This is a genomic window from Paenibacillus sp. FSL L8-0435, assembly GCF_037965655.1.
Taxonomy (GTDB): Bacteria; Bacillota; Bacilli; order Paenibacillales; family Paenibacillaceae; genus Paenibacillus.
Genome location: NZ_CP150185.1, coordinates 6,190,745 through 6,217,429, shown reverse-complemented (window position 1 = coordinate 6,217,429; position 26,685 = coordinate 6,190,745). Strand labels below are relative to the sequence as shown.

Genomic DNA, 26,685 nt, shown 5'->3' with positions numbered 1-26,685 from the left:
AGGTATGGCTGATTCCCGTGATGTGCTTCTTGTAGACGGGTACAACATGATTGGCGACTGGCCGGAATTAACCAAACTGGCGGAAAGTGGGCTGGAAGAAGCGCGAAACAGGCTTCTCTTTCGTCTTGCAGATTACCAGGCTTTCTCCGGCCGTCGAGTCATTGTTGTGTTTGACGCCTACCTCGTGCCTGGACTCGGTAAATCCTTTACTCAGAGCAAAGTGCAGATCTATTTTACAAAGGAAAAAGAGACGGCAGACGAATGCATTGAGAGACTCGTTCGGGAACTAAGCATGCGAAGACGCCAAATCTATGTGGCTACGAGCGATATGGTAGAGCAACATGTCATATTTGGACAGGGAGCGTTACGTGTATCTGCGAGGGAGTTGCTAATTGAAGTTGAGCAGAACGAAAAAGAATTAAAAAAACGACTGGAAGAAGATCAGGCGAAGACCACGCGTAACACACTCGGGGGCAAGTTGAGTCCCGATGTATTAAAAGAGTTTGAGCGATGGCGCCGGGAATAACAGCACGTTTTTACAAATTTTAGAATATTGAAAGTCTTGACATTTATGTTATTGATGTTCTTTTTTAGGCAGAGCGTGGTTGACGGTGTGAGGTACCATCATATATACTGATCCTATATTTCATAGAGTAGAGTAACGGGGTACCTTGCGTTGCAGCCGGAGGGATTGTCTGTGAGTGTCGACCTCAAAGATATCATGTTATCCAAGTATGATTACCAAAGTGACGAAGACATTGTCGAAGCTTTCCGTGAAGGCGAAAGCGAAGCGTTAGAGTTTTTGATTAACAAATATCGTAACTTTGTACGCGCCAAGGCAAGATCTTATTTTCTGATTGGGGCAGACCGGGAAGATATTATTCAAGAAGGAATGATTGGCCTCTACAAATCCATTCGAGATTTCAAAGGGGACAAGCTGGCTTCGTTCAAGGCTTTTGCCGAACTGTGTATTACAAGACAGATCATCACGGCGATTAAGACAGCAACACGTCAGAAACATATTCCACTTAATTCTTATGTATCTCTGGACAAGCCTATTTATGACGAAGAGTCTGATCGTACGTTACTCGATGTGATTTGTGGAACTCAGGTCAGTGATCCGGAAGAACTTATCATCAATCAGGAAGAGTTTGTGGGCCTGGAAGATAAAATGTCCGAGATTCTGAGTGATCTGGAACGTAAAGTATTGATGTTGTATCTGGACGGGAGATCTTATCAAGAGATTGCAGTAGATTTGGACAGACATGTGAAGTCCATTGATAATGCACTTCAGCGCGTCAAGCGCAAACTTGAAAAGTACCTGGAAGTTCGAGATAATTAAACACATGTTGTCGTTGACGGAAAAGGCTCGGTGTTTGAGTCTTTTTTTAGTGTCTCAAGTTTATAAAATCTAAGAATGTTTATACTAGTAATCGCTCGGTCCATGCAGGAGAAGAGAAAAACAGAGATGAGAAACGAATGTACGTTGTACGGAAGTAATACCCAATGAATGAAAGGCTATTCTTTCATTGACATGGTTATACCCTTGTGATAAAGTGTTTTAGGTAGGCCTAAATTTATGGCTTTTTTTTCAGGATCAATTTAGAGACTCTGCTTGAATGTGGAAGTCTTCGGGAGGTGTACATCATGCGGGTAATTATTACTTTGGCTTGTACTAACTGCAAACAAAGAAATTACACTACGACAAAAAACAAGCGTAATCACCCCGACCGCATGGAGATGAAGAAATTTTGCAAGTTTTGTAACGAGCAGACTTCTCATCGCGAAACCAGATAGTTTTTGGAGGTGTCGGCGTGAAACGAAGTTTCAAATCTCTGATTTCCTTTTTCTCAGAAAGCTGGGCTGAACTTAAAAAAGTTCGCTGGCCTAATCGTAAAGAGCTGACCAACTACACATTGATCGTACTTGGTACTGTTGTGGTTATGACGCTGTTTTTTTGGGTCATTGACATTGGCATCTCCTTTGTGATCGAAGCGATTATTTAAGAAGGGTTCCGGTGGCTTGATATGGAAAAAAGATGGTACGTCGTTCATACCTATTCAGGGTATGAGAACAAGGTCAAAGCCAATTTGGAAAAACGCGTAGAGTCTATGGGCATGGAAGACAAGATATTCCGCGTTCTTGTTCCTATGGAAGAAGAAGTGGTAAACAAGGACGGTAAGAAAAAGACCGTTATGCGTAAAGTTTATCCCGGTTATGTCTTGGTGGAAATGGTACAGACGGATGATTCTTGGTATGTTGTTCGCAACACACCAGGTGTTACAGGATTTGTCGGTTCGACAGGTTCTGGGTCCAAACCAACTGCATTGTTGCCTGAAGAAGTGGAACAAATTCTGAAGCACATGGGTATGGTTGAGCCTAAGCCGAAAATTGAGTTCGAAATTAAGGAATCCGTACGTATTAAAGTCGGTCCTTTTGCGAATTTCGTAGGCTCCGTGGAAGAAATTTTGGTAGATAAAAGCAAGTTGAAAGTGCACGTGAACATGTTTGGACGGGAAACACCGCTTGAGTTGGAATATACGCAAGTGGAGAAGATATAGTCTCTTCAAGTTTCTTGTGGGAGGGTTGAAAAACCCGTTAACCACTATTTTGCAAGGAGGTGTCAATCATGGCGAAAAAAGTTATTAAAATGGTAAAACTGCAGATTCCAGCAGGTAAAGCAAACCCAGCACCACCAGTAGGTCCGGCTTTGGGTCAAGCAGGTGTCAACATCATGGCATTCTGTAAAGAATTCAACGCTCGTACAGCTGATCAAGCGGGATTGATTATTCCAGTTGAAATTTCTGTATTCGAGGACCGTTCCTTTACTTTCATCACTAAAACTCCACCAGCAGCAGTTCTGTTGAAAGTGGCAGCTAAAGTTGAAAAAGGATCCGGCGAACCGAACAAGAAAAAAGTTGCTACTGTTAAACGTGATGCGGTACGTCAAATCGCAGAAACAAAAATGCCTGACCTGAATGCAGCAGACGTTGAGTCCGCTATGCGTATGGTCGAAGGTACTGCCCGCAGCATGGGTATCACCATCGAAGACTAATTTTCATAAGAAACATGGCTTCGTAAAACCGGTCGATTCGCGACCGGTTGATGTGGGAGGTATATCCGCTAACACCACAAAGGAGGAATAAAACATGGCTAAACACGGTAAAAAATACCTGGAAGCTGCTAAGCTGATTGACAGCGAAGCAACTTACGAGCCTTCAGAAGCTGTAGAGCTTGTGAAAAAGGCAGCTACTGCAAAATTCGATGAAACAATCGAAGCAGCAGTTCGTTTGGGTGTAGACCCTCGTAAGCAAGACCAGGCTGTACGTGGTGTTGTTGTCTTGCCACACGGCACAGGTAAAACACAACGCGTATTGGTATTTGCAAAAGGTGACAAAGCGAAAGAAGCGGAAGCGGCTGGCGCGGATTATGTAGGTGATGCAGACATGATCAACAAAATCCAACAAGGCTGGTTCGAATTCGACGTCTGCGTAGCGACACCAGATATGATGAGTGAAGTAGGTAAATTGGGCCGACTGCTCGGCGGTAAAGGTCTGATGCCTAACCCTAAAGCCGGAACGGTAACTTTCGATGTAACTAAGGCTGTTCAAGAAATTAAAGCCGGTAAAATCGAATATCGTCTGGATCGTGCAGGTCAAATTCATGCACCGATTGGTAAAGCTTCTTTCTCTTCTGAGCAACTTAATGAGAACTTCAAAGCTCTCATGGAAGCTCTGAATCGTGCTAAACCAGCGGCAGCAAAAGGTGTTTATCTGAAGAATGTTAGTCTTTCTTCCACGATGGGCCCTGGCGCACGCGTGAACGCAGCAGCTTTTAGATAATATCTCTTGACAGGCTTGTCCTGTTTTTGATAAGATATAAAAGTTGTGAGTCCGAGTGACTGACCGTTGACATTTGAATATGCTTGCCGTAGACAGTAGGTGCCATTTGGCTTAATTTCCTGCCGAGGTGTGATTATAGAACTTAGAACGATGCAAATCGATGATGAGTATATATCAAGCCTTCGTGATTCTACGGAGGCTTTTCTTAATGGGATAAATTTGATCAGGAGGTGTACAGATTGGCAAACGCAAAAGTGATTCAAGCAAAACAAGAATCCGTTGATGCAGTAACAGCAAAATTGCGCGAGAGCGTTACAACTGTTGTTGTTGACTATCGCGGATTGAACGTTGCCCAAGTAACTGAGTTGCGTAAGCAACTTCGTGAAGCAGGGATCGAATTCCAAGTGCTGAAAAACTCGTTGCTTCGCCGTGCAGCTGCAGCAGCAGAACTGACAGAACTCGATAGTGTTCTTACAGGTCCTACTGCAATTGCATTCAGCGTAGATGACGTTGTGGCTCCAGCTAAAATTCTGAACGACTTCGCGAAAAAGAACGATGCACTGGAATTGAAAGGTGCGGTCGTAGAAGGTCGCGTAATCGGAGTAGAAGAAGTTAAGGCATTGGCAGAACTGCCATCCCGCGATGGACTCCTCTCCATGCTCCTCAGCGTGCTTCAAGCGCCAGTGCGCAACTTCGCGCTTGCGGTTAAAGCAGTTGCAGAAAAAGAAGAGCAAGGCGCGTAAGCAACTTGATCTGAATGCTGCTTAGGCGGCAAATGAATTAAAAAAAATAATATTATATATGGAGGTTCACTCATGAGTAAAGAGCAAATCTTGGAAGCAATCAAAGGCATGACTGTACTGGAATTGAACGATCTTGTTAAAGCAATCGAAGAAGAATTCGGCGTAACTGCTGCAGCTCCAGTAGCTGCTGCAGGTGCGGTAGCTTCTGCTGAAGCTGAGCAATCCGAGTTCGACGTAATCTTGACTAGCGCTGGTGCTTCCAAAATCAACGTTATCAAAGCAGTTCGCGAAATCACAGGTCTTGGCCTGAAAGAAGCAAAAGAATTGGTTGACAACGCTCCAAAAGCATTGAAAGAAAAAGTTGCTAAAGAAGAAGCAGAAGCGGTTAAAGCTAAGCTTGAAGAAGCAGGCGCTTCAGTTGAAGTTAAATAATTTAGCTATTACAAGCTAAATGAACAAAACAACAAACCCCTTGACTTATATCAAGGGGTTTGTTGCTGTAATTGTAAATGGAAAGTGAGTGAGGGCATGTCCAATCATTATTATTCGGACAAACCGCAAGTGGCGCATGATCGCAGAGTAACTGAAGCGGTTCTTCGCGGATTCAGTCTGCGATTCGTGACGGATGCCGGTGTGTTTTCCAAAAACGGAATCGATTATGGCAGCAGAGTATTGATTGATGCGATAGAGTTGCCATCAGGGGCTCATGTTCTCGATGTGGGCTGTGGATACGGGCCAATGGGTCTTACAGCAGCCAAACTTGTACCGGATGGGCATGTCACCATGATCGATATCAACGAGAGAGCCGTTGAACTTTCCAAGGAAAATGCAAAAGCGAACGGAATTAACAATGTTACGGTATTGCAAAGTAATCTACTGGCTGAAGTGAAAAAGCAAGATTTTGACGTTATCCTAACCAACCCGCCTATACGGGCTGGGAAAGATACGGTTCATACTATTTTCGAACAGGCACATCGCCATCTGAAGGTAGGCGGTTCGTTGTGGATTGTCATTCAAAAGAAACAAGGAGCCCCGTCAGCGAAAGCGAAATTGGAATCTTTGTTTGGCAGAGTGGAAGAAGTGACGAAGGATAAAGGCTATCGGATTTTCAAAGCGGTGAAATCGGAATAGGTATCTACTAAAAGCTGAATCCGAGTTTGTAAAGTAAGCAGGGGATCATTTTTTTTGCAATAGGACTATTGACTTGAAATTCAGGTCGTGGTATAGTTGTAAAATGTCAGTATTAAGATGCCCTACTTGGCTTTAGCTAACTAAAAATGTCAACCTTTTTTTACGCCGAACGGGCTTATTATGCCTACGTTTGGCGTATAATATGTACATTTTGGGCAAACTGGGGATAAGAATGATTTGGAAAGACATCCGCCGATCAAAGTTGCTCTTTTTTCGAACGACATTTCGAGTAAGGGCTTTTCTTTATTTGTGGATGCATTGCTTTGCTCTGTATGTGTACCATTATAAGGTTACAAACAGAGGTTCGCAACGAAATTTTTAAAGTGAGTAGACATTGAGGGGTGAGTTTAAGTTGGCAGGACATCTTGTTCAATATGGTCGACGCACTCGGCGCAGTTATGCACGAATTAACGAGATACTCGAAGTTCCGAACCTGATTGAAATCCAACAAAAATCCTATGATTGGTTTTTGGAGGAAGGGTTGCGCGAAATGTTCCAGGATATCTCGCCGATCCAAGATTTTACAGGTAACTTGATTTTGGAATTTATCGATTACAGTCTCGGTGAACCGAAGTATACAGTAGACGACGCGAAAGAGCGTGACGTTACGTATGCAGCACCGCTTCGGGTCAAAGTCCGGCTCATTAATAAGGAAACCGGCGAAGTCAAAGAGCAGGAAGTATTCATGGGAGATTTCCCGCTGATGACCAACACGGGCACATTTATTATTAATGGTGCGGAACGGGTTATTGTCAGCCAGTTGGTTCGCTCTCCTAGCGTTTACTTCAGTACCAAAGTAGATAAAAACGCCAAAAAAACGTATACCGCTACAGTTATTCCTAACCGCGGCGCTTGGTTGGAACTGGAGATGGACGCGAAGGATGTTGTTTACGTCCGGATCGACCGTACACGTAAAATACCGGTTACGGTTCTCCTGCGTTCACTTGGTTTTGGCACAGATGCTGAGATTCTGGATCTGCTCGGTAATGACGAATATATCCGCAACACACTGGACAAAGACAACACGGATTCCACGGAGAAAGCACTCATTGAGATCTATGAGCGTCTTCGTCCGGGCGAGCCTCCAACGCTGGATAATGCGAAAAGCTTGCTCGTAGCACGTTTCTTTGATCCAAAACGTTATGACCTGGCTAATGTAGGTCGTTACAAAATGAATAAAAAACTTCACATCAAAAACCGTTTGTTTAACCAGCGCTTGGCTGAGTCACTTGTTGACGCTGAGACAGGTGAGATCATTGCTGAAGCAGGTCAAATGGTTGATCGTCGTTTGTTGGATGAAATCATGCCGTATCTGGAGAAGAGCGTTGGATTCCGCACGTATCACGTGGGTAACGGCGTTTTGGATGCCAATGATATCCCTATGCAAACGATTGATGTGTTCTCACCAACTGAAGATGGTAAAGTGGTCAAACTGATTGCCAATGCAAACATTGACAAGTCCGTTAAAAACGTGACACCGGCGGATATTATTTCGTCCATCAGTTATTTCCTTAACCTTCTACAGGGAATTGGTAGCACGGATGATATCGATCATCTGGGTAACCGTCGTTTGCGTTCGGTGGGTGAACTCCTGCAGAACCAGTTCCGTATCGGTTTGTCCCGTATGGAGCGTGTGGTTCGTGAGAGAATGTCCATTCAGGATGCTAACGTAATTACACCACAGGCTTTGATTAACATACGTCCTGTTATTGCATCCATTAAAGAGTTCTTTGGTAGCTCTCAGTTGTCACAGTTTATGGATCAAACGAACCCGCTGGGTGAGTTGACACATAAACGTCGTTTGTCCGCACTCGGACCCGGTGGTTTGACGCGTGAGCGCGCAGGTATGGAAGTGCGTGACGTCCATCCATCCCACTATGGCCGTATGTGTCCAATCGAGACGCCAGAGGGACCAAACATCGGTTTGATCAACTCCTTGTCTACGTTCGCTCGTGTGAATGAATATGGCTTCATTGAAGCTCCATATCGTTGGGTTGATCCGAAGACAGGTATTGTAACCGAGCAAATTGATTACCTGACAGCGGATGAAGAGGACAACTATGTTATCGCGCAAGCGAATGCGAAGTTGAACGAAGACGGTACATTTGAAGAAGAAGCGATCATTGTACGTTACAACAAACAGTCGGATAACATCCTTACGATGCCGAGTGAGCGAGTTGACTACATGGACGTATCGCCTAAACAGGTTGTATCCGTCGCTACAGCGCTGATCCCGTTCCTTGAGAACGATGACTCCAACCGTGCACTCATGGGATCTAACATGCAGCGGCAGGCGGTTCCACTCTTGATTCCTAAAGCACCACTTGTAGGAACAGGCATGGAGCACAAAGCTGCAAAAGATTCTGGTGTATGTATTGTCTCCGATTATGACGGAATTATTGAACGTTCTTCTGCGAACGAGATTTGGGTCCGTCGTGTTGAAGAAGTGGACGGTCAGGAAGTTAAAGGCGATATCGTTAAATATAAATTACACAAATTTATGCGTTCGAACCAAGGAACATGCATTAACCAGCGTCCGATTGTCAAAAGAGGTGCTGCTGTCAAAGCTGGCGATATCCTCGCTGATGGTCCTTCAACGGAAATGGGTGAATTGGCTCTGGGACGTAACGTTGTTGTTGCCTTCATGACTTGGGAAGGTTACAACTACGAGGATGCGATCTTGCTCAGTGAAAAACTCGTTAAGGAAGATGTATACACATCCATCCATATCGAGGAGTATGAGTCAGAAGCACGTGATACCAAGCTCGGACCTGAAGAGATCACACGTGACATCCCTAACGTTGGGGAAGAAGCGTTGCGTAACTTGGATGAGCGCGGTATTATCCGCATCGGTGCTGAGATCAGTGCTGGCGACATTCTGGTTGGTAAAGTAACACCTAAGGGTGTAACAGAGCTGACAGCAGAAGAACGTCTCTTGCATGCGATCTTTGGTGAGAAAGCACGTGAAGTACGTGATACTTCCTTGCGTGTACCACATGGTACTGACGGTATCGTAGTAGACGTGAAAGTATTTACCCGTGAAAACGGTGATGAGCTGCCTCCAGGTGTTAACCAACTCGTTCGTGTATATATCGCTCAAAAACGGAAAATTTCCGAGGGTGATAAAATGGCCGGACGTCACGGTAACAAAGGGGTCGTGGCCCGCATCTTGCCGGAAGAAGATATGCCTTTCCTGCCAGACGGTACACCGGTTCAGATCGTTCTTAACCCACTGGGCGTACCTTCCCGGATGAATATCGGTCAAGTACTCGAAGTTCACTTGGGTATGGCCGCGATGCAACTGGGTATTCACGTAGCAACTCCTGTATTCGACGGAGCGAAGGAGTATGACGTCTTCGATACGATGGAAGAAGCAGGTATGCAACGTAATGGTAAAACTGTCCTGTATGATGGTCGTACAGGAGAAGAATTTGAACGTGAAGTTACCGTAGGTGTCATGCACATGATCAAATTGGCACACATGGTTGATGATAAAATCCATGCCCGTTCCACAGGTCCTTACTCACTTGTTACGCAACAGCCATTGGGTGGTAAAGCCCAATTTGGTGGACAGCGTTTCGGGGAGATGGAAGTATGGGCGCTTGAGGCATACGGTGCAGCTTATACACTGCAAGAAATCTTGACTGTTAAATCCGATGACGTTGTTGGTCGGGTTAAAACGTATGAATCCATTGTCAAAGGTGAGAATGTTCCGGAACCAGGCGTTCCTGAATCATTCAAAGTATTGATTAAAGAGCTGCAAAGCTTGGGTATGGACGTTAAGATTTTGAGCGAAGATGAGCAAGAGATTGAAATGAGAGAAATGGACGATGAAGATGACGCTGCGAGCGATAAGCTCAGCCTCAACCTTGAGGGTACAGAGGTCGGAGCGGAATAAACCGCTTCGAGCGCATGATGACCGGCGTTTTTCATCAGGCTCGCGTCTTTCTCCGGCTTCGGCCGGAGTGGGCGTAACCTAGAATACAGGAATTGGTTAAGGAGGGTTGCTCCTTGTTGGACGTCAACAATTTCGAATACATGAAGATCGGGCTTGCTTCCCCAGAGAAAATTCGTTCTTGGTCCCGCGGAGAAGTGAAAAAACCGGAAACGATCAACTATCGTACGTTGAAACCGGAAAAAGAAGGGCTATTCTGCGAAAAGATTTTTGGCCCTACAAAAGACTGGGAATGTCATTGCGGTAAATACAAACGCGTCCGTTATAAAGGCGTTGTCTGTGATCGTTGTGGCGTTGAAGTAACACGTGCGAAAGTACGCCGCGAACGGATGGGCCATATTGAGCTCGCTGCTCCGGTATCGCATATCTGGTACTTCAAAGGTATTCCGAGCCGTATGGGTCTTGCCCTGGATATGTCTCCAAGATCTCTTGAAGAGATTATTTATTTTGCATCATATGTTGTAACTGATCCAGGAGAAACTCCACTGGAGAAAAAACAGCTGTTGTCCGAGAAAGAATACCGCAGCTACCGTGAAAAATACGGCTATGGTTTCCAGGCTGGCATGGGCGCAGAAGCGGTTAAAAAATTGCTTCAAGACCTTGACATAGACAAAGAGCTCGAGTTCCTGAAAGAAGAGCTCCGGACTGCGCAAGGACAACGTCGTAATCGTGCAATCAAACGTCTGGAAGTTATCGAAGCATTCCGCAACTCCGGCAACAAGCCAGAGTGGATGATCATGGATGTACTTCCTGTTATCCCGCCAGAACTTCGTCCAATGGTACAGTTGGATGGTGGACGTTTTGCAACGTCTGACCTGAATGACTTGTATCGCCGTGTAATCAACCGGAACAACCGTCTGAAACGTCTGCTTGATCTGGGCGCGCCAGATATTATCGTGCAAAATGAAAAACGGATGTTGCAGGAAGCTGTTGACGCATTGATCGATAATGGTCGTCGCGGACGCCCTGTAACGGGTCCTGGTAACCGTCCATTGAAATCTCTCAGCCACATGCTGAAAGGTAAACAAGGACGTTTCCGTCAGAACTTGCTCGGTAAACGGGTTGACTATTCTGGTCGTTCCGTTATCGTTGTCGGACCTTACCTGAAAATGTATCAGTGTGGTCTGCCAAAAGATATGGCACTTGAATTGTTCAAGCCTTTCGTTATGAAAGAGCTTGTAAATAAGGGGCTTGCCCACAATATCAAGAGCGCAAAACGTAAAGTTGAGCGTGTAAGTCCTGAGGTATGGGATGTTCTTGAAGAAGTAATCAAGGAGCATCCGGTTCTGTTGAACCGTGCCCCTACGCTTCACAGACTCGGTATTCAAGCGTTTGAACCGATTCTCGTTGAAGGTAAAGCAATTCGTCTTCACCCGCTCGTATGTACGGCATACAATGCCGACTTTGACGGTGACCAAATGGCCGTGCACGTTCCGTTGTCCGCTGAAGCTCAAGCGGAAGCACGTATCCTGATGCTTGCATCTGGTAACATTTTGAACCCGAAAGACGGTAAACCGGTTGTTACTCCTTCCCAGGATATGGTGCTTGGTTCTTACTACCTCACTATGGACAACAAGGAAGAAAAGGGCACAGGTATGATCTTGCGTACAGTTAACGAAGCTGTATCGGCATACCAACGTGGTACTGCTGGTCTGCATGCACGTGTAGCTATTCCGGTTAAGGCGCTTGGTAAAACAAGCTTCACGGAAGAACAGCAAGAAGGAATGTTGCTGACAACTATCGGTAAAATTATCTTCAATGAAATTTTCCCGGCAAGCTTCCCGTATATCAATGATGCGACTCGTGCTAACCTGTACCAAGGTACTGCAGATCACTCATTTGTATATGAAAAAGGTGCTGATCTCAGAGAAGCTATTATGAATGCTCCTCTGGCTGGCGGTGTCGGTAAAGAATACCTCGGCTCCATCATTGCACGTTGTTTTGAAATTTATCACACAACGGAAACAGCCGTTATTTTGGATAAAATCAAACAACTTGGATTCACATACTCTACACGTGCCGGTATTACGGTTGCGGTATCTGATGTTATCGTTCCGCCTGAGAAGTTTGAAATTCTTAGACAATCTGAGGAAAAAGCACAAATCGTTACGAATCAGTACCGTCGTGGTCTGATTACGAATGAAGAGCGCTATGACCGTATCATTGATATCTGGTCAAAATCCAAAGATGACATCACTGAGATTCTGATGAAGTCCATGGATCGTTACAACTCGATCATGATGATGGTTGACTCCAAAGCACGGGGTAACAAATCGCAAATCACCCAATTGGGCGGTATGCGTGGTCTGATGGCCAACCCATCCGGTCGAATCATCGAACTCCCAATCAAATCGAACTTCCGTGAAGGTTTGACGGTACTCGAGTACTTTATCTCCACTCACGGAGCGCGTAAAGGTTTGGCGGATACAGCCCTGCGTACAGCCGATTCAGGTTACCTGACTCGTCGTCTCGTAGACGTAGCCCAAGATGTAATCGTGCGTGATGATGATTGTGGTACAGATAAAGGCTTTACGGTAAGTCGTATCCAGGATGGTAAAGAGGTTATCGAAGATCTCTATGACCGTATTGAAGGCAGATACTGCTTCGAGACAGTTCGTCATCCGGAAACGAAAGAAATCATTGTAGGTCGCAATGAATTGATTGACTCCGATAAAGCAGAAGCGATCATCAAGGCAGGTATTACTAAATTGCAAATCCGCTCCGTCCTCAGCTGCCGTGCAAGTCATGGTGTCTGCAAGAAGTGTTATGGTCGCAACCTCGCGACTGGTAAACACGTGGAGATTGGTGAAGCAGTTGGTATTATTGCAGCACAGTCCATTGGTGAGCCGGGAACACAGCTTACAATGCGTACATTCCACACCGGTGGTGTAGCCGGAGACGATATTACGCAAGGTTTGCCGCGTATCCAGGAGTTGTTTGAAGCTCGTAATCCTAAGGGTCAAGCAACGATCAGTGAGATTGATGGTGTAGTTAAAGAGATTCGCGAAGCGAAAGATCGTCGTGAAATCGAAATTCAAGGTGAGGCGGAATCCAAAGTTTACTCCGTTACCTACGGTTCCCGTGTGCGCGTAAGCGAAGGCGCGGAAGTTGAAGCAGGTGACGAGTTGACAGACGGTTCCATTGATCCAAAAGAGATGTTACGGATTAAAGGCATACGTGGTGTACAAAACTACATTCTGCAGGAAGTACAGCGCGTATATCGTAACCAAGGCGTAGAAATTAACGATAAGCACGTTGAAGTCATGATCCGTCAAATGCTGCGTAAAATCCGCATCGTAGATGCAGGAGATACTACGTTGTTGCCGGGATCGTTCGTGGATATGCATGAGTACGAAAGAGCTAACAAAATTGCGATTCTTAGTGATAAAGAGCCAGCGGTTGCTAAACCAATCCTGCTCGGTATTACGAAAGCATCCCTGGAAACAGACTCCTTCCTCTCGGCGGCTTCGTTCCAAGAAACTACACGTGTACTGACAGATGCAGCGATCAAAGGTAAAGTCGATCAGTTGCTCGGTCTGAAGGAAAATGTAATCATCGGTAAATTGATCCCTGCTGGTACAGGTATGCACCGTTACCGCAGCATCAAATTTGCTGAGCCAGAAGATGGCCAATCTTCAGTAGAAGAACTTGAGCCAGTTTCGGTTGATTAAATAGATTCCTCCTCATTTAGAGGGGAATGAAAGTTTTGTGCGTCAGGAGGCGGACGCTTGTATAATGCAGGCGGACGAATCCTGATGTACGTAAACTTTTAAAAAAATGTTTTAGGATTAGCATTGACAATGCTTGCGCTAGATGCTAATATATCAAAGGTGCGTGGGCAGCTGATTGTACATGGTTCTATTCGGAGGAATACACAATGTCTAATGAAAAAGCCTTGCAAGATGCTCATGTCAAAATAGGTACCAAACAGACCATGCGGATGGTGCAGACAGGTATGGCTTCTGAAGTCTATGTCGCAGAAGATAGTGATCCGCAGCTCACTTCCAAAATCATTGCTTTGTGTGAACAACACGATGTGAAGTACACGAAAGTGGATACAATGAAAAATCTCGGCAAAGCTTGCGGGATTGGAGTGGGAGCAGCTATGGCTGCTGTCGTAAAATGATAGTGTAAGGAACGTTTTTGTCCGAGAACTTTTAGGGATTCTCTAAGGCAAAAACTTTTCATTTGTCTTTTTATGAACCGCCTGGGTCTGTGGACTTAGCGAAAAGAGGTTTATAAAGAAACATGAATATTTGAGGAAGGGGGTGGCAATCACATGCCAACTATTAATCAACTGGTTCGTAAAGGACGTCAAGCAAAAGTTGAGAAGTCAAAATCTCCAGCTTTGCAAAAAGGATTCAACGCTTTGAAACGTGAATCTACTAACATCAGTGCCCCACAAAAACGTGGTGTCTGCACTCGTGTAGGTACAATGACTCCACGTAAACCAAACTCTGCACTTCGTAAGTATGCCCGTGTTCGTTTGACGAACCGTCTCGAGGTTACTGCTTATATCCCGGGAATCGGACATAACCTTCAAGAGCACAGTGTGGTATTGATCCGCGGAGGTAAAGTTAAAGACCTTGCGGGAGTTCGTTATCACATCGTTCGTGGAGCTCTCGATACTGCAGGCGTAAACAACCGTATGCAAGCTCGTTCGAAATACGGTGCAAAACGTCCAAAAGCTAAAAAAGCCTAAACCATTATAAGCAGAAAACCTGAAAGCCTTCTGGCTTAGGTCTGGAAGGTACAGGGTCTGCTGAACAAGAAAGAAAGGGGGATATCCATGCCACGCAAAGGTCCAGTTACGAAAAGAGACGTGTTGCCTGATCCGTTATACAACAGCAAGTTGGTTACTCGTTTAATCAACCGCATCATGATCGGCGGAAAACGCGGTGTTGCTCAAAGCATTCTGTATAATGCGTTCAAGTTGATTCAAGAACGTACGGGTAATGACCCTATGGAAGTATTTGAAGCAGCAATCAAGAACATCATGCCAGTCCTGGAAGTTAAAGCTCGCCGTGTCGGCGGTGCCAACTACCAAGTACCAATCGAGGTGAAACCAGAGAGACGTACTGCTCTGGGATTACGTTGGCTCGTGAACTACTCCCGCAACCGCGGTGAGAAAACAATGGAAGAGCGTTTGGCGGCTGAGATCATCGACGCTTCCAACAACACAGGCGCTTCCGTTAAAAAACGTGAAGATACGCACAAAATGGCTGAAGCGAACAAAGCGTTTGCTCACTACCGTTGGTAGGATTCAGTTCACAATAAAAAAAACTTCAATTTTGAAGGGAGACCCATTTCATGGCTAGAGAGTTCTCCTTAAAAAATACACGTAATATCGGGATCATGGCTCATATTGATGCGGGTAAAACCACGACAACTGAGCGGATCCTGTTTTACACAGGACGTACGCACAAAATCGGTGAAGTACACGAAGGCGCTGCGACAATGGACTGGATGGAACAGGAACAGGAGCGCGGAATTACGATTACTTCCGCTGCAACTACCGCTGCTTGGAAAGGCCACCGCGTTAATATTATTGATACCCCGGGACACGTTGACTTCACTGTTGAAGTTGAACGTTCCCTTCGTGTATTGGACGGAGCAGTTGGTGTATTCAGTGCGAAAGAAGGCGTTGAGCCTCAGTCGGAAACCGTATGGAGACAGGCTGACAAGTACGGCGTACCTCGTATCGCATATGTAAATAAAATGGATATCATCGGTGCTGACTTCCTGAACGTTGTATCTGACATGCGTGATCGCCTTCAAGCGAACGCTGTTGCGATTCAACTTCCAATCGGCGCTGAAAATGATTTCACTGGTATCATCGATATCGTTGCACAAAGAGCTCATATGTACAAAGATGATCTTGGTCAAGATATCGAAGAAACCGACATTCCTGCAGAATTTGCAGATCAAGTTGAAGAACTTCGCAACGAGTTGATTGAGCGCGTTGCTGAACTGGATGAAGATTTGACAATGAAATACCTGGAAGGCGAAGAGATTACAATTGATGAGATCAAAGCCGTACTCCGTAAAGGTGTTGTAGATGTTAAGATCTTCCCGGTTATCTGTGGATCCTCGTATCGTAACAAAGGTGTTCAACTGATGTTGGATGCTGTTATCGATTACTTGCCAGCTCCAACAGATGTTCCATCGATCACTGGACATCTTGAAGATGGAACTGAAGCAGTCCGTCAGTCATCCGATGAAGAGCCTTTCTCCGCATTGGCATTCAAAATCATGACGGACCCTTACGTTGGTAAATTGACATTCTTCCGCGTATACTCTGGTGTTCTTCAATCCGGATCATATGTATTGAATGCCACTAAAAACAAACGTGAGCGTATCGGTCGTATCCTTCAAATGCATGCGAACAGCCGTCAAGAAATCACTGTAGTTTACTCCGGTGATATTGCAGCTGCCGTAGGTTTGAAAGATACGGGTACAGGTGATACACTATGTGATGAGAAAAATCCGGTTATCCTGGAGTCAATGAACTTCCCTGATCCGGTTATCGAAATCGCCGTTGAACCTAAAACCAAAGCTGACCAAGATAAAATGGGTGTTGCTCTCGGTAAGTTGACTGAAGAGGATCCAACTCTTCGTGCTCATACTGACGAAGAAACAGGCCAAACAATCTTGGCAGGTATGGGTGAGCTTCACCTTGATATCATCATCGACCGTATGCGTCGTGAGTTCAAGGTTGAAACTACTGTGGGTAAACCACAAGTAGCTTACCGTGAAACATTCCGTGCTCCAGCGCGCGTTGAAGGTAAATTCGTACGTCAATCCGGTGGTCGTGGTCAATACGGTCACGTATGGGTTGAATTCGAACCTCTCGAGCCGGGTACAGGCAGCCAGTTCGAAAGTAAGGTTGTCGGTGGTTCCGTGCCAAGAGAATACATTCAACCTGCACTGTCAGGGATTGAAGAGCAAATGAAAAACGGCGTTATTGCAGGCTTCCCGCTTGTTGACGTTAAGGCTACAATCGTAGACGGATCTTACCATGATGTCGATTCCAATGAGATGGCATTTAAAATTGCCGGATCTATGGCGCTTAAAGCGGCTAAAGACAAGTGTAAACCAGTTCTGCTTGAGCCTATCATGAAAGTAGAAGTAACTGTTCCAGAAGAGTACATGGGTGACGTAATGGGTATGTTGAACTCCCGTCGTGGCCGCATTGAAGGTATGGATTCCCGTAGCGGAGCTCAAATCATTCGTGCTAAGGTGCCTCTGTCTGAAATGTTTGGTTACTCTACAACTCTTCGTTCCGGTACTCAAGGACGCGGCGTATTCTCCATGGAACTCTCTCACTATGAAGAAGTTCCTAAGAGCATCGCTGAAGAAATCGTTGCCAAAACAAAAGGCACCGAGTAGTTTTCTCACACTGGATGCAAGTGCATAAGAATTTAATTCGGAGCACTTCATTCAGTGAAAACATAAAATTATAATTTTAAGGAGGCCACGTTCAAATGGCAAAGGCTAAATACGAACGTAATAAACCCCACGTTAACATCGGTACTATTGGTCACGTCGATCACGGTAAAACAACTCTGACTGCTGCAATCACAACTGTATTGTCCAAAACTTACGGTGGTGCTGCAATTGCATTCGACCAAATCGACAAAGCTCCAGAAGAGCGCGAACGCGGTATCACAATCTCCACATCACACGTTGAGTACGAAACTGACACTCGTCACTACGCTCACGTTGACTGCCCAGGTCACGCCGACTATGTTAAAAACATGATCACTGGCGCGGCTCAAATGGATGGAGCTATCTTGGTAGTATCCGCAGCAGACGGCCCAATGCCACAAACTCGTGAGCACATCTTGCTCTCCCGTCAAGTAGGCGTACCTTACATTGTTGTATTCTTGAACAAATGTGACATGGTTGAAGACGAAGAGTTGTTGGAATTGGTTGAGATGGAAGTTCGCGACCTTCTTAACGAATATGAGTTCCCAGGTGACGATACTCCAATCACTCGTGGATCCGCTCGTGAAGCTCTGGCAAACCCAGATGGCGAATGGGCTCAAAAAATCGTTGAGATGTTCAAAGAGATCGACACTTACATCCCACTGCCTGAGCGTCAAACTGACAAGCCTTTCTTGATGCCTGTCGAGGACGTATTCTCCATCACTGGTCGTGGTACTGTTGCTACTGGCCGTGTAGAGCGTGGTACTGTTAAAGTCGGCGAAGAGATCGAAATCGTTGGTATCACTGAAGAAACTAAAAAATCCGTTGTAACAGGCGTTGAGATGTTCCGTAAATTGTTGGATTCCGCTCAAGCGGGAGACAACATCGGCGCATTGTTGCGTGGTGTTGACCGTACTCAAATCGAGCGTGGTCAAGTACTTGCAAAACCAGGTTCTGTTAAGCCACACACAGAATTCACAGCTCAAATCTACGTTCTGACTAAAGAAGAGGGCGGACGTCACAAACCATTCTTCACTGGTTACCGTCCACAGTTCTACTTCCGTACAACTGACGTAACAGGCATCATCAACTTGCCTGAAGGTACTGAAATGGTAATGCCTGGTGATAACATCACTGTTACTGTTTCCCTGATCTCCCCAATCGCGATTGAAGAAGGAACTAAATTCTCCATTCGTGAAGGCGGACGTACAGTAGGTGCCGGTTCCGTAGCATCTATCCAAAAATAATTTGGCTTAACGCTGAATAAAGCATATGTAACAGTGTACTGGAACGAGTAACATTGTATTGTAACGAAGCTTCGGAAGAGTTCTTTATCCGACATCGGATAGAGAACTCTTTTATTATGTTTAAAGTTCGGAACCTGCGTCATACGAAATGAACATCATTTACGAGTTTAGAAGGATTGGCAAGGCAGCCTGGATATTGAAGATTAACACTGCAATAAACGAAGTCATTTCATCAGAAAAGATAAGTTTAAATGTTTTTCTTAAATATGCTTGCAATACGCCTATCTTTTCTATATAATAATGAATGTTGTTCTGTGACGTTGCGATGATGTGAGAGGTTACTGGCACACCCGGCCCCTTTGCCATGGGAGAGTGGCTAGAAAATTTTCACGGAGTATGTCCGATAAAAAATTGGGCGATAGAAGGAGGGACTAAAATGGCAAAGCAAAAAATTCGTATTCGTTTGAAAGCTTACGACCACAGAATTCTTGATCAATCCGCGGAGAAAATTGTTGAAACAGCAAAACGTTCGGGTGCTGGTGTATCCGGTCCGATTCCGCTTCCTACTGAAAAACAAATCATTACTATTCTTCGTGCGGTGCACAAGTACAAGGATTCTCGGGAACAATTCGAACAACGTACACATAAACGTTTGATCGACATCGTTAACCCGACTCCACAAACTGTGGATGCCTTGATGCGCTTGGATCTGCCGTCCGGTGTAGATATCGAAATTAAATTGTAATATAAGCTACAACAAAGACCATGTATAAAGGAAAAGAGGTGTCAACATGAAAGCAATCTTAGGAAAAAAACTCGGAATGACTCAAGTATTTACTCCTGAAGGTAACGTCGTTCCAGTAACGGTTATCGAAGCAGGCCCTTGTGTTGTTTTGCAAAAGAAAGACATTGAGAACGATGGCTACGAAGCAATTCAAATCGGTTACTCCGATAAGAAAGAGAAAAATGCTAACAAGCCAGAAGCAGGTCACGCTAAAAAAGCGAACACTGCCCCTAAGCGCTACGTTCGTGAAGTTCGCGGTATCAACATCGCAGAATATGAAGTTGGCCAAGAACTGAAAGCTGACATTTTCGCTGAAGGCGAATTCGTTGACGTAACGGGCATTTCTAAAGGTAAAGGTTTTGCCGGCGTTATCAAACGTTGGGGACAAAGCACTGGACCTATGTCACACGGTTCGCGTTACCACCGTGGCCCTGGTTCAATGGGTTCGATCCAAGCTAACCGCGTTCCTAAAGGCAAACGCCTGCCAGGACACATGGGACATGATACTATTACAATCCAACGTCTTGAAGTAGTTAAAGTAGACGCTGAACGTAACGTGTTGCTCGTGAAAGGTTCCATTCCTGGACCGAAAAACAGTCTCATCAGAGTTAAAGAAACGGTGAAAAAATAACCACTGAAGAAAGGAGGAACACAAAATGCCAAAAGTATCAGTTTACAATGTAGATGGTAGCCAAGTAGGTGAAGTTGAATTGAACGATGCGGTTTTCGGAATTGAGCCGAATCAACACGTTCTGTACGATGCAGTTCTTATGCAACGCGCTTCCCTTCGTCAAGGTACCCACAAAGTAAAAGGACGTTCTGAAGTACGTGGCGGTGGACGTAAGCCTTGGAAACAAAAAGGTACAGGTCGCGCTCGTCAAGGTTCAATTCGTTCACCACAATGGAAAGGCGGCGGTATCGTATTTGGTCCAACACCACGGAGCTATGCGTATAAACTGCCTAAGAAAGTTCGCCGCTTGGCGATCAAATCAGCCCTTTCATCTAAAGTGCTTGACAATGACATTATCGTTTTGGACGCTCTCACGTTGAGCACGCCTAAAACTAAAGAATTCGCAGCCATCTTGAGTAACCTCAAAGTGGGACGTAAAGCTTTGATCGTAGCTCCTAGCTATGATGATAATGTAGCTCTTTCCGCACGGAATATTCCAGGCGTGAAATTCGTAGCTGCTGACGGCATTAATGTTCTTGACGTGCTTTCGCACGACAAATTGATCATTACGAAAGAAGCAGTTCAGAAGGTAGAGGAGGTGCTCGCGTAATGAAGGATCCTCGTGATATTGTAAAACGTCCGATTATTACGGAACGTACTGCTGACATGATGAACGACTTGAAATATGTATTTGAAGTCGATATCCGTGCAAACAAAACCGAGATCAAAAAGGCAGTAGAAGCTATTTTCAATGTAAAAGTGAAAAACGTGAACACGCTTCGTGTTCCAGCTAAGCCGAAACGGTACGGACGTTATTCCGGATATACTAGCGAATGGAAAAAAGCGTTTGTAACATTGACAAAAGACAGCAAAACGCTTGAGTTCTTTGAAACTGTATAATTGAATTTTTGAAGTAAGGAGGGAAACCTAGTGCCAATCAAAAAGTATAAACCAACATCCCCGGCAAGACGGAACATGTCCGTTTCTACATTTGAGGAAATCACCACAAATCAGCCGGAGAAATCGTTGTTGGCCCCGTTGAGCAAACAAGCAGGCCGCAACAACCAAGGTAAAATTACAGTTCGTCACCATGGTGGTGGACACAAACGTAAATACCGTATCATTGACTTCAAACGTACTAAAGATGGAATACCGGGCCGCGTTGCTACGATTGAGTATGACCCGAACCGTACATCCAACATCGCTTTGATTCACTATGCTGATGGTGAGAAACGTTACATCATCGCTCCTAAAGGTTTGAAAGTTGGAGATCAAGTATTCTCCGGACCTGAATCAGACATCAAAATCGGTAACGCACTGCCACTCGAAAACATTCCAGTAGGTACCGTTATCCACAACATTGAGTTGAAACCAGGTAAAGGCGGACAATTGGTTCGTGCTGCTGGTACAGAAGCTCAATTGCTTGGTAAAGAAGAAAAATACGTTTCCGTTCGTCTCTCTTCCGGAGAAGTTCGTCGTATTTTGAAAGTTTGCCGCGCGACAATCGGATCTGTTGGTAACCAAGACCACGAGCTCATCAAAATCGGTAAAGCCGGTCGTAGCCGTTGGTTGGGTAAACGTCCTGAGGTTCGTGGTGTAGTAATGAACCCTAACGATCACCCACACGGTGGTGGTGAAGGTCGTGCTCCAATCGGACGTAAATCGCCAATGTCACCATGGGGTAAACCTACTCTTGGTTACAAAACGCGTAAGAAAAATAAAGCTTCTGATAAATACATCATTCGCCGCCGCACGAAGTAATACACACTGTGCATAACTTCGTGAGGCATCTGCGGATGCATAATAGCTACGTTTGAAGGGAGGATCTCCACATGGGTCGCAGTTTGAAAAAAGGGCCATTCATTGATGGCTACATGCTCAAAAAGGTAGAAGAGATGGAAGCTTCAGGTAAGAAGAACGTAATCAAAACCTGGTCCCGTCGTTCTACAATTTTCCCACAATTCATCGGTCACACATTTGGCGTTTACGATGGTCGTAAACACGTGCCAGTGTATGTAACTGAGGACATGGTCGGACACAAACTGGGTGAGTTCGCTCCAACCCGTACGTACAAAGGCCATACTGATGATGATAAGAAAACAAGAAGATAAATGAACATCTTTAATGTTTGAGAGGAGGTTACACAATGGAAGCAAAAGCACATGCTAAGTTTATCCGGATTGCTCCTCGTAAAGTTCAACTCGTTGTTGACTTGATTCGCGGCAAGCAAGTAGGTGAGGCGGTTGCCATTCTCCGTCACACTCCGAAATCCGCTTCTCCAATCGTTGAGAAGTTGCTTAACTCCGCTATTGCGAATGCGGAACATAACTATTCTTTGGATGTTAACAACTTGGTTATCTCGCAAGCTTACGTGAACCAAGGACCGACAATGAAACGTTTCCGCCCTCGTGCAATGGGACGTGCAAGTCGTATTAACAAACGTACTAGCCACATTACTTTGGTGGTATCTGAGAAGTAGAAGGAGGGGAAATGTGTGGGCCAAAAGGTAAATCCAGTCGGACTCCGTGTCGGAATTATCCGTGACTGGGAATCTAAGTGGTATGCAGGCAAAGACTTCGGTGATCTTTTGATGGAAGACGTGAGAATTCGTGAATTCCTGAAAAATAAATTGAAAGACTCCGCTTTATCTCGTGTAGAAATTGAGAGAGCGGCTAACCGCGTAAACGTAACGATTCACACTGCTAAACCAGGTATGGTTATTGGTAAGGGTGGTTCGGAAGTTGAAAATCTTCGTAACCAAATTACGAAAATTGCTGGCGGTAAAAAAGTACACATCAACATTTCTGAAATTAAGAACCAAGACTTGGACGCTGTTCTTGTAGCTGAAAGCATTGCACAACAATTGGAACGTCGTGTTTCTTTCCGTCGTGCTCTGAAACAAGCAATTCAAAGAACTATGCGCTCCGGTGCTAAAGGTATCAAAACTCAAGTAGGCGGACGTCTTGGCGGTGCTGAGATCGCACGTTCTGAAGGCTACAGCGAAGGAACTGTTCCACTGCACACACTGCGTGCTGACATTGACTATGGTACTGCAGAGGCTCATACTACTTACGGACGTATCGGCGTAAAAGTATGGATCTATCGTGGAGAGGTTCTTCCTACGGCTAAGAAACAAGCTGCTAAGGAAGGAGGCAACTAATCATGTTGGTACCAAAACGTGTAAAACACCGTAAGCAACAACGTGGACATATGAAAGGCCAAGCTAAAGGCGGAACGACTCTGAACTTTGGCGAATACGGTCTGCAAGCTACGGAACCGGCTTGGATTACGAACCGTCAGATCGAAGCGGCTCGTATTGCGATGACTCGTTACATCAAACGTGGTGGTAAAGTTTGGATCAAAATTTTCCCAGACAAACCAATCACTCAAAAGCCTCTCGAGGTTCGGATGGGTAGCGGTAAAGGTAACGTAGAAAAATGGGTTGCAGTAGTGAAACCAGGTAAGATCATGTTTGAACTTGCTGGTGTACCGGAGGAAATTGCACGCGAAGCAATGCGTCTTGCCGCTCACAAACTGCCAATCAAAACGAAGTTCGTGAAACGTGAAGAATTGGGTGGTGAAGCAAATGAAAGCTAGTGAATTTCGCAACCTAACCTCTGCTGAAATCGAGCAAAAGATTGCCGGATTTAAAGAAGAACTCTTTAACCTCCGCTTTCAATTAGCTACCGGTCAGCTGGATAACCCGACTCGCATCCGTGATGTGCGGAAAGAAATAGCTCGTGCTAAAACCATTATCCGTGAGAGAGAATTGGGAATCGGTTAATTAGGGATAGGATGGACAATCCGTCCGTAATCAGGAAGGAGGCCAACAATGAGCGAAGAACGTAACGCACGTAAAGTGCAAACTGGTAAAGTGGTCAGCGATAAAATGGACAAAACAATTGTTGTTGCTGTAGAAACTTACAAAAAACACAACTTGTACCATAAACGCATTAAGGTTACTAAAAAATTCAAAGCACATGACGAAGAAAACACTGCGAAAATCGGTGACACGGTGAAAATCATGGAGACTCGTCCGCTTTCGAAAGATAAACGCTGGAGACTTACTGAAATCGTAGAAAAAGCGGTTATCATCTAATGCTCAGCAGCACTGCTGAAAGGAGGAATACTAAATGATTCAACCATTTACACGTTTGACTGTGGCTGACAACTCCGGTGCGAAGGAACTGATGTGTATCCGCGTACTCGGCGGTACGGGACGTCGTACAGCTCAAATCGGTGATCTGATCGTTTGTTCTGTTAAACAAGCAACACCAGGCGGCGTTGTCAAAAAAGGTGATGTAGTTAGAGCGGTTGTCGTTCGTACGAAACGTTCTGTACGTCGTAAAGACGGTTCCTACATCGGTTTTGATGAAAATGCAGCGGTTGTTGTAAAAGACGACAGAAGCCCACGTGGAACACGTATTTTCGGACCAGTTGCTCGCGAACTTCGCGATAAAGACTTCATGAAAATCGTTTCCTTGGCTCCAGAAGTTATCTAAAGCTTAATCTCGTGATGTTAGAAACAGGAGGTGTACGAAATGCCAAGAGTGAAAAAAGTTCTGGAATCCCATAACAACAAACTTCACGTTAAAAAGGAAGATACGGTTATGGTGATCAGCGGTAAAGACAAAGGTAAAAAAGGCCGTGTCATCGCTGCTTATCCTCGTGAGAACCGCGTCCTTGTGGAAGGTGTTAACATGGTGAAAAAACACCAGAAGCCTAACCAGCAAAATCCGCAAGGCGGCATTATCGAGAAGGAAGCTCCGATTCACGTTTCCAACGTAATGCACATCGATCCGAAGAGCGGAAAAGTAACCCGTGTAGGTTACAAAGTTTTGGATAACGGTAAGAAAGTGCGCGTTGCTAAACGTTCCGGAGAAATTATCGACTAATTGAACCGAATGAGAAAGGAGGGCTATGATTCATGGCATCAAGAATGAAAGAACGTTACCTGCAAGAAATCGCTCCTGCTTTGATGCAGAAGTTTAACTATACAACGGTAATGCAAGTGCCGAAAATCGAGAAAATCGTTATCAACATGGGTGTGGGCGACGCTGTCCAAAACTCTAAAGTGTTGGATTCCGCAGTAAGCGATTTGCAACTGATCGCAGGTCAAAAACCTGTAATCACTCGTGCTAAAAAATCTATCGCAGGATTCAAACTGCGTGAGAATATGCCTATCGGTGTGAAAGTAACATTACGCGGTGAGCGTATGTACTTCTTCCTAGATAAATTGCTCAACGTAACGCTTCCTCGTGTCCGCGACTTCCGCGGTGTATCGAGTAAAGCTTTCGATGGACGTGGTAACTACACACTGGGTCTGAAAGAGCAACTGATCTTCCCAGAGATCGAGTATGATAAAGTTGATAAAGTCCGCGGTATGGATATTGTCATCGTAACAACGGCGAAAACAGACGAAGAGTCCCGCGAATTGCTCACGCAAATGGGAATGCCTTTCGTTAAGTAATGTTGGCATAACGTTTCCGGGTGTCTGGAAAGACTCCCTTTTCTCCGAAATTATTTAGGAGGTGTCAGGCTAAGTGGCAAAAACTTCGATGAAAGTTAAACAACAACGTACACCTAAGTTTAAAGTACGTGCATATACACGCTGTGAGCGTTGCGGACGTCCACATTCGGTCCTGCAAAAGTTCAAAATTTGCAGAATTTGTTTCCGTGAATTAGCTTATAAAGGCCAGATCCCTGGCGTGAAAAAAGCAAGCTGGTAAAAAGTCCTGAACGGGAAGGAGGTTAACTCACAATGACTATGTCTGATCCAATTGCAGATATGCTTACTCGTATTCGTAACGCGAACACTGTTCGTCACGAAACGGTAGAAATGCCTGCTTCGACAATGAAAAAACAAATCGCCGATATCCTGAAGCGTGAAGGTTTCATCCGTGACGCTGAAGTTATCGATGATAACAAACAAGGGATTATCCGTGTTTTCCTGAAATACGGTCAAAATAACGAGCGCGTTATCACTGGTCTGAAAAGAATCAGTAAACCTGGTCTTCGTGTTTACACGAAAAGCAACGAAGTACCTCGTGTACTTGGTGGCCTGGGAATCGCGATCATCTCGACATCTAAAGGTATCATGACGGACAAAGAAGCTCGTCAATCGAAATCCGGCGGAGAAGTCGTTTGCTACGTTTGGTAATATAACGTCACAAGATAGGAGGTGCAACATATGTCTCGTATTGGTCGCAAACCAATCACAGTACCAAGTGGTGTAGACATCACCCTGGACAACACCGTTATTACGGTAAAAGGACCTAAAGGAACTTTGACTCGTGAGCTTCATAAAGACATGAAGGTTACGGTTGAAAATAACGAAATCACAGTTGTGCGTCCTTCCGATAACAAAACTCACCGTTCTTTGCACGGCACAACGCGTAGCGTTGTAAACAATATGGTGAGCGGCGTTACTGAAGGATTCGCGAAATCTCTGGAATTGGTTGGGGTCGGATATCGTGCAAGCAAATCCGGAGATAAAATCGTTCTGAACGTTGGTTACTCTCACCCGGTTGAAATTACACCGGAAGCGGGAATTGAATTCGAAGTACCTTCGAATACAAAAATCATCGTTCGCGGAATTGACAAAGAGCGTGTAGGTGCTTACGCTGCTAAAATCCGTTCCGTACGTGAACCTGAGCCATACAAAGGTAAAGGTATTAAATATGAAGGCGAGCGTATCATCCGTAAGGAAGGTAAAGCCGGTAAGAAGAAATAAGATTTCTCTTACCGCCTTTGCGCGGCTTTCGGCTTGCTTGCTTCGTGTGTTTCTAATATACCCCGTGGCTTCTGCTTTGAAGCCAGCGAGGT

Annotated in this window: 34 protein-coding genes and 1 other annotated feature; all 34 genes read left to right on the top strand. The window is 45.1% G+C overall.

Annotated elements, in window-relative coordinates; genetic code table 11:
* The first annotated feature begins 4 nt into the window (after positions 1 to 4).
* The 34 genes from NST33_RS27665 (at position 5) to rplF (ending at position 26,593) form a co-directional block, all read left to right on the top strand.
* Positions 5 to 526, top strand: coding sequence for an NYN domain-containing protein (locus NST33_RS27665; RefSeq protein WP_036607162.1), 522 nt, complete (start codon positions 5 to 7; stop codon positions 524 to 526).
* 171 nt (positions 527 to 697) lie between these two features.
* The gene (gene sigH, locus NST33_RS27660; protein WP_017692059.1) at positions 698 to 1,342 is read left to right on the top strand and encodes an RNA polymerase sporulation sigma factor SigH; all 645 of its coding nucleotides are present in this window, start codon (positions 698 to 700) and stop codon (positions 1,340 to 1,342) included.
* Between the two features lie 305 nt (positions 1,343 to 1,647).
* Positions 1,648 to 1,797 (top strand): 50S ribosomal protein L33, encoded by a 150-nt coding sequence (gene rpmG / locus NST33_RS27655; RefSeq protein WP_072735843.1) that lies wholly within the window; start codon positions 1,648 to 1,650, stop codon positions 1,795 to 1,797.
* 17 nt (positions 1,798 to 1,814) lie between these two features.
* The gene (gene secE / locus NST33_RS27650; RefSeq protein WP_017692060.1) at positions 1,815 to 2,006 is read left to right on the top strand and encodes a preprotein translocase subunit SecE; all 192 of its coding nucleotides are present in this window, start codon (positions 1,815 to 1,817) and stop codon (positions 2,004 to 2,006) included.
* A 21-nt stretch (positions 2,007 to 2,027) separates the two neighbouring features.
* Positions 2,028 to 2,561, top strand: a complete 534-nt coding sequence (gene nusG, locus NST33_RS27645; RefSeq protein WP_145336484.1) for a transcription termination/antitermination protein NusG — start codon at positions 2,028 to 2,030, stop codon at positions 2,559 to 2,561.
* Between the two features lie 68 nt (positions 2,562 to 2,629).
* The gene (rplK, locus tag NST33_RS27640) at positions 2,630 to 3,055 is read left to right on the top strand and encodes a 50S ribosomal protein L11 (RefSeq protein ID WP_017692062.1); all 426 of its coding nucleotides are present in this window, start codon (positions 2,630 to 2,632) and stop codon (positions 3,053 to 3,055) included.
* A 94-nt stretch (positions 3,056 to 3,149) separates the two neighbouring features.
* The gene (rplA, locus tag NST33_RS27635) at positions 3,150 to 3,842 is read left to right on the top strand and encodes a 50S ribosomal protein L1 (RefSeq protein WP_017692063.1); all 693 of its coding nucleotides are present in this window, start codon (positions 3,150 to 3,152) and stop codon (positions 3,840 to 3,842) included.
* A 68-nt stretch (positions 3,843 to 3,910) separates the two neighbouring features.
* Positions 3,911 to 4,058, top strand: a sequence feature (ribosomal protein L10 leader region).
* Between the two features lie 23 nt (positions 4,059 to 4,081).
* Positions 4,082 to 4,585: a 50S ribosomal protein L10 gene (gene rplJ / locus NST33_RS27630; RefSeq protein ID WP_017692064.1), complete on the top strand. Its 504-nt coding sequence runs from the start codon at positions 4,082 to 4,084 to the stop codon at positions 4,583 to 4,585.
* Between the two features lie 72 nt (positions 4,586 to 4,657).
* Positions 4,658 to 5,017 (top strand): 50S ribosomal protein L7/L12, encoded by a 360-nt coding sequence (rplL, locus tag NST33_RS27625; protein WP_017692065.1) that lies wholly within the window; start codon positions 4,658 to 4,660, stop codon positions 5,015 to 5,017.
* Between the two features lie 96 nt (positions 5,018 to 5,113).
* On the top strand, positions 5,114 to 5,716 hold the full coding sequence (locus tag NST33_RS27620) for a class I SAM-dependent methyltransferase (RefSeq protein WP_339305779.1): 603 nt from the start codon (positions 5,114 to 5,116) through the stop codon (positions 5,714 to 5,716).
* Between the two features lie 412 nt (positions 5,717 to 6,128).
* Positions 6,129 to 9,674, top strand: a complete 3,546-nt coding sequence (gene rpoB / locus NST33_RS27615; protein ID WP_091020534.1) for a DNA-directed RNA polymerase subunit beta — start codon at positions 6,129 to 6,131, stop codon at positions 9,672 to 9,674.
* Positions 9,675 to 9,787: 113 nt separating this feature from the next.
* A complete protein-coding gene (rpoC, locus tag NST33_RS27610; RefSeq protein WP_221825252.1) occupies positions 9,788 to 13,402 on the top strand; it encodes a DNA-directed RNA polymerase subunit beta' in 3,615 nt (1,204 codons plus the stop codon).
* Between the two features lie 206 nt (positions 13,403 to 13,608).
* Entirely contained in the window at positions 13,609 to 13,857 is a 249-nt protein-coding gene (locus NST33_RS27605; RefSeq protein ID WP_221825251.1) for a ribosomal L7Ae/L30e/S12e/Gadd45 family protein, read from the top strand.
* Positions 13,858 to 14,010: 153 nt separating this feature from the next.
* Positions 14,011 to 14,433 (top strand): 30S ribosomal protein S12, encoded by a 423-nt coding sequence (rpsL, locus tag NST33_RS27600; RefSeq protein ID WP_017692070.1) that lies wholly within the window; start codon positions 14,011 to 14,013, stop codon positions 14,431 to 14,433.
* 87 nt (positions 14,434 to 14,520) lie between these two features.
* Positions 14,521 to 14,991: a 30S ribosomal protein S7 gene (gene rpsG / locus NST33_RS27595; RefSeq protein WP_017692071.1), complete on the top strand. Its 471-nt coding sequence runs from the start codon at positions 14,521 to 14,523 to the stop codon at positions 14,989 to 14,991.
* 50 nt (positions 14,992 to 15,041) lie between these two features.
* Positions 15,042 to 17,120 (top strand): elongation factor G, encoded by a 2,079-nt coding sequence (gene fusA, locus NST33_RS27590; protein WP_076216857.1) that lies wholly within the window; start codon positions 15,042 to 15,044, stop codon positions 17,118 to 17,120.
* A gap of 95 nt (positions 17,121 to 17,215) precedes the next feature.
* Positions 17,216 to 18,406, top strand: a complete 1,191-nt coding sequence (tuf, locus tag NST33_RS27585) for an elongation factor Tu (protein WP_017692073.1) — start codon at positions 17,216 to 17,218, stop codon at positions 18,404 to 18,406.
* A 436-nt stretch (positions 18,407 to 18,842) separates the two neighbouring features.
* The gene (rpsJ, locus tag NST33_RS27580; protein ID WP_017692074.1) at positions 18,843 to 19,151 is read left to right on the top strand and encodes a 30S ribosomal protein S10; all 309 of its coding nucleotides are present in this window, start codon (positions 18,843 to 18,845) and stop codon (positions 19,149 to 19,151) included.
* Between the two features lie 46 nt (positions 19,152 to 19,197).
* Positions 19,198 to 19,821, top strand: a complete 624-nt coding sequence (gene rplC / locus NST33_RS27575) for a 50S ribosomal protein L3 (protein WP_017692075.1) — start codon at positions 19,198 to 19,200, stop codon at positions 19,819 to 19,821.
* A gap of 25 nt (positions 19,822 to 19,846) precedes the next feature.
* On the top strand, positions 19,847 to 20,470 hold the full coding sequence (gene rplD / locus NST33_RS27570; protein ID WP_017692076.1) for a 50S ribosomal protein L4: 624 nt from the start codon (positions 19,847 to 19,849) through the stop codon (positions 20,468 to 20,470).
* Positions 20,470 to 20,760 carry a 50S ribosomal protein L23 gene (rplW, locus tag NST33_RS27565; protein WP_017692077.1) on the top strand — a complete coding sequence of 97 codons (291 nt, stop codon included), beginning with the start codon at positions 20,470 to 20,472 and terminating at the stop codon, positions 20,758 to 20,760. The genes rplD and rplW overlap by 1 nt, the downstream gene beginning before the upstream one ends.
* A 30-nt stretch (positions 20,761 to 20,790) precedes the next feature.
* Positions 20,791 to 21,621 carry a 50S ribosomal protein L2 gene (gene rplB / locus NST33_RS27560; RefSeq protein ID WP_017692078.1) on the top strand — a complete coding sequence of 277 codons (831 nt, stop codon included), beginning with the start codon at positions 20,791 to 20,793 and terminating at the stop codon, positions 21,619 to 21,621.
* Positions 21,622 to 21,692: 71 nt separating this feature from the next.
* A complete protein-coding gene (gene rpsS / locus NST33_RS27555; RefSeq protein WP_062836183.1) occupies positions 21,693 to 21,971 on the top strand; it encodes a 30S ribosomal protein S19 in 279 nt (92 codons plus the stop codon).
* Between the two features lie 35 nt (positions 21,972 to 22,006).
* A complete protein-coding gene (gene rplV, locus NST33_RS27550) occupies positions 22,007 to 22,339 on the top strand; it encodes a 50S ribosomal protein L22 (RefSeq protein ID WP_024633583.1) in 333 nt (110 codons plus the stop codon).
* Positions 22,340 to 22,354: 15 nt separating this feature from the next.
* The gene (gene rpsC / locus NST33_RS27545; RefSeq protein WP_076216858.1) at positions 22,355 to 23,020 is read left to right on the top strand and encodes a 30S ribosomal protein S3; all 666 of its coding nucleotides are present in this window, start codon (positions 22,355 to 22,357) and stop codon (positions 23,018 to 23,020) included.
* Positions 23,021 to 23,022: 2 nt separating this feature from the next.
* Positions 23,023 to 23,457 (top strand): 50S ribosomal protein L16, encoded by a 435-nt coding sequence (gene rplP, locus NST33_RS27540; RefSeq protein ID WP_017692082.1) that lies wholly within the window; start codon positions 23,023 to 23,025, stop codon positions 23,455 to 23,457.
* Positions 23,447 to 23,644, top strand: coding sequence for a 50S ribosomal protein L29 (rpmC, locus tag NST33_RS27535; RefSeq protein WP_017692083.1), 198 nt, complete (start codon positions 23,447 to 23,449; stop codon positions 23,642 to 23,644). The genes rplP and rpmC overlap by 11 nt, the downstream gene beginning before the upstream one ends.
* Before the next feature lie 48 nt (positions 23,645 to 23,692).
* Positions 23,693 to 23,959, top strand: a complete 267-nt coding sequence (gene rpsQ / locus NST33_RS27530; RefSeq protein ID WP_017692084.1) for a 30S ribosomal protein S17 — start codon at positions 23,693 to 23,695, stop codon at positions 23,957 to 23,959.
* 34 nt (positions 23,960 to 23,993) lie between these two features.
* Positions 23,994 to 24,362 (top strand): 50S ribosomal protein L14, encoded by a 369-nt coding sequence (gene rplN / locus NST33_RS27525; RefSeq protein ID WP_017692085.1) that lies wholly within the window; start codon positions 23,994 to 23,996, stop codon positions 24,360 to 24,362.
* Between the two features lie 39 nt (positions 24,363 to 24,401).
* On the top strand, positions 24,402 to 24,755 hold the full coding sequence (gene rplX / locus NST33_RS27520) for a 50S ribosomal protein L24 (protein ID WP_017692086.1): 354 nt from the start codon (positions 24,402 to 24,404) through the stop codon (positions 24,753 to 24,755).
* Positions 24,756 to 24,787: 32 nt separating this feature from the next.
* A complete protein-coding gene (gene rplE / locus NST33_RS27515) occupies positions 24,788 to 25,330 on the top strand; it encodes a 50S ribosomal protein L5 (RefSeq protein WP_221825249.1) in 543 nt (180 codons plus the stop codon).
* Between the two features lie 73 nt (positions 25,331 to 25,403).
* Entirely contained in the window at positions 25,404 to 25,589 is a 186-nt protein-coding gene (locus NST33_RS27510; protein WP_013312154.1) for a type Z 30S ribosomal protein S14, read from the top strand.
* 32 nt (positions 25,590 to 25,621) lie between these two features.
* Entirely contained in the window at positions 25,622 to 26,020 is a 399-nt protein-coding gene (rpsH, locus tag NST33_RS27505; protein WP_017692088.1) for a 30S ribosomal protein S8, read from the top strand.
* 30 nt (positions 26,021 to 26,050) lie between these two features.
* On the top strand, positions 26,051 to 26,593 hold the full coding sequence (rplF, locus tag NST33_RS27500) for a 50S ribosomal protein L6 (protein ID WP_017692089.1): 543 nt from the start codon (positions 26,051 to 26,053) through the stop codon (positions 26,591 to 26,593).
* The last annotated feature ends 92 nt before the right edge of the window (positions 26,594 to 26,685 follow it).

Bases quoted from the DNA above. Each gene is read 5' to 3' on its own strand.
- rpsH (WP_017692088.1), top strand. From the start codon at position 25,622: ATGACTATGTCTGATCCAATTGCAGATATGCTTACTCGTATTCGTAAC.
- rplV (WP_024633583.1), top strand. From the start codon at position 22,007: ATGGAAGCAAAAGCACATGCTAAGTTTATCCGGATTGCTCCTCGTAAA.
- rpsL (WP_017692070.1), top strand. From the start codon at position 14,011: ATGCCAACTATTAATCAACTGGTTCGTAAAGGACGTCAAGCAAAAGTT.
- NST33_RS27665 (WP_036607162.1), top strand. From the start codon at position 5: ATGGCTGATTCCCGTGATGTGCTTCTTGTAGACGGGTACAACATGATT.
- nusG (WP_145336484.1), top strand. From the start codon at position 2,028: ATGGAAAAAAGATGGTACGTCGTTCATACCTATTCAGGGTATGAGAAC.
- rpmG (WP_072735843.1), top strand. From the start codon at position 1,648: ATGCGGGTAATTATTACTTTGGCTTGTACTAACTGCAAACAAAGAAAT.
- rplA (WP_017692063.1), top strand. From the start codon at position 3,150: ATGGCTAAACACGGTAAAAAATACCTGGAAGCTGCTAAGCTGATTGAC.
- rplC (WP_017692075.1), top strand. From the start codon at position 19,198: ATGAAAGCAATCTTAGGAAAAAAACTCGGAATGACTCAAGTATTTACT.
- NST33_RS27620 (WP_339305779.1), top strand. From the start codon at position 5,114: ATGTCCAATCATTATTATTCGGACAAACCGCAAGTGGCGCATGATCGC.
- NST33_RS27605 (WP_221825251.1), top strand. From the start codon at position 13,609: ATGTCTAATGAAAAAGCCTTGCAAGATGCTCATGTCAAAATAGGTACC.
- rpsJ (WP_017692074.1), top strand. From the start codon at position 18,843: ATGGCAAAGCAAAAAATTCGTATTCGTTTGAAAGCTTACGACCACAGA.
- rplL (WP_017692065.1), top strand. From the start codon at position 4,658: ATGAGTAAAGAGCAAATCTTGGAAGCAATCAAAGGCATGACTGTACTG.
- tuf (WP_017692073.1), top strand. From the start codon at position 17,216: ATGGCAAAGGCTAAATACGAACGTAATAAACCCCACGTTAACATCGGT.
- rpsG (WP_017692071.1), top strand. From the start codon at position 14,521: ATGCCACGCAAAGGTCCAGTTACGAAAAGAGACGTGTTGCCTGATCCG.
- rpsQ (WP_017692084.1), top strand. From the start codon at position 23,693: ATGAGCGAAGAACGTAACGCACGTAAAGTGCAAACTGGTAAAGTGGTC.
- rplN (WP_017692085.1), top strand. From the start codon at position 23,994: ATGATTCAACCATTTACACGTTTGACTGTGGCTGACAACTCCGGTGCG.
- rplE (WP_221825249.1), top strand. From the start codon at position 24,788: ATGGCATCAAGAATGAAAGAACGTTACCTGCAAGAAATCGCTCCTGCT.
- rplD (WP_017692076.1), top strand. From the start codon at position 19,847: ATGCCAAAAGTATCAGTTTACAATGTAGATGGTAGCCAAGTAGGTGAA.
- rplW (WP_017692077.1), top strand. From the start codon at position 20,470: ATGAAGGATCCTCGTGATATTGTAAAACGTCCGATTATTACGGAACGT.
- rplK (WP_017692062.1), top strand. From the start codon at position 2,630: ATGGCGAAAAAAGTTATTAAAATGGTAAAACTGCAGATTCCAGCAGGT.
- rpmC (WP_017692083.1), top strand. From the start codon at position 23,447: ATGAAAGCTAGTGAATTTCGCAACCTAACCTCTGCTGAAATCGAGCAA.
- rplP (WP_017692082.1), top strand. From the start codon at position 23,023: ATGTTGGTACCAAAACGTGTAAAACACCGTAAGCAACAACGTGGACAT.
- rplF (WP_017692089.1), top strand. From the start codon at position 26,051: ATGTCTCGTATTGGTCGCAAACCAATCACAGTACCAAGTGGTGTAGAC.
- rpsS (WP_062836183.1), top strand. From the start codon at position 21,693: ATGGGTCGCAGTTTGAAAAAAGGGCCATTCATTGATGGCTACATGCTC.
- rplX (WP_017692086.1), top strand. From the start codon at position 24,402: ATGCCAAGAGTGAAAAAAGTTCTGGAATCCCATAACAACAAACTTCAC.
- fusA (WP_076216857.1), top strand. From the start codon at position 15,042: ATGGCTAGAGAGTTCTCCTTAAAAAATACACGTAATATCGGGATCATG.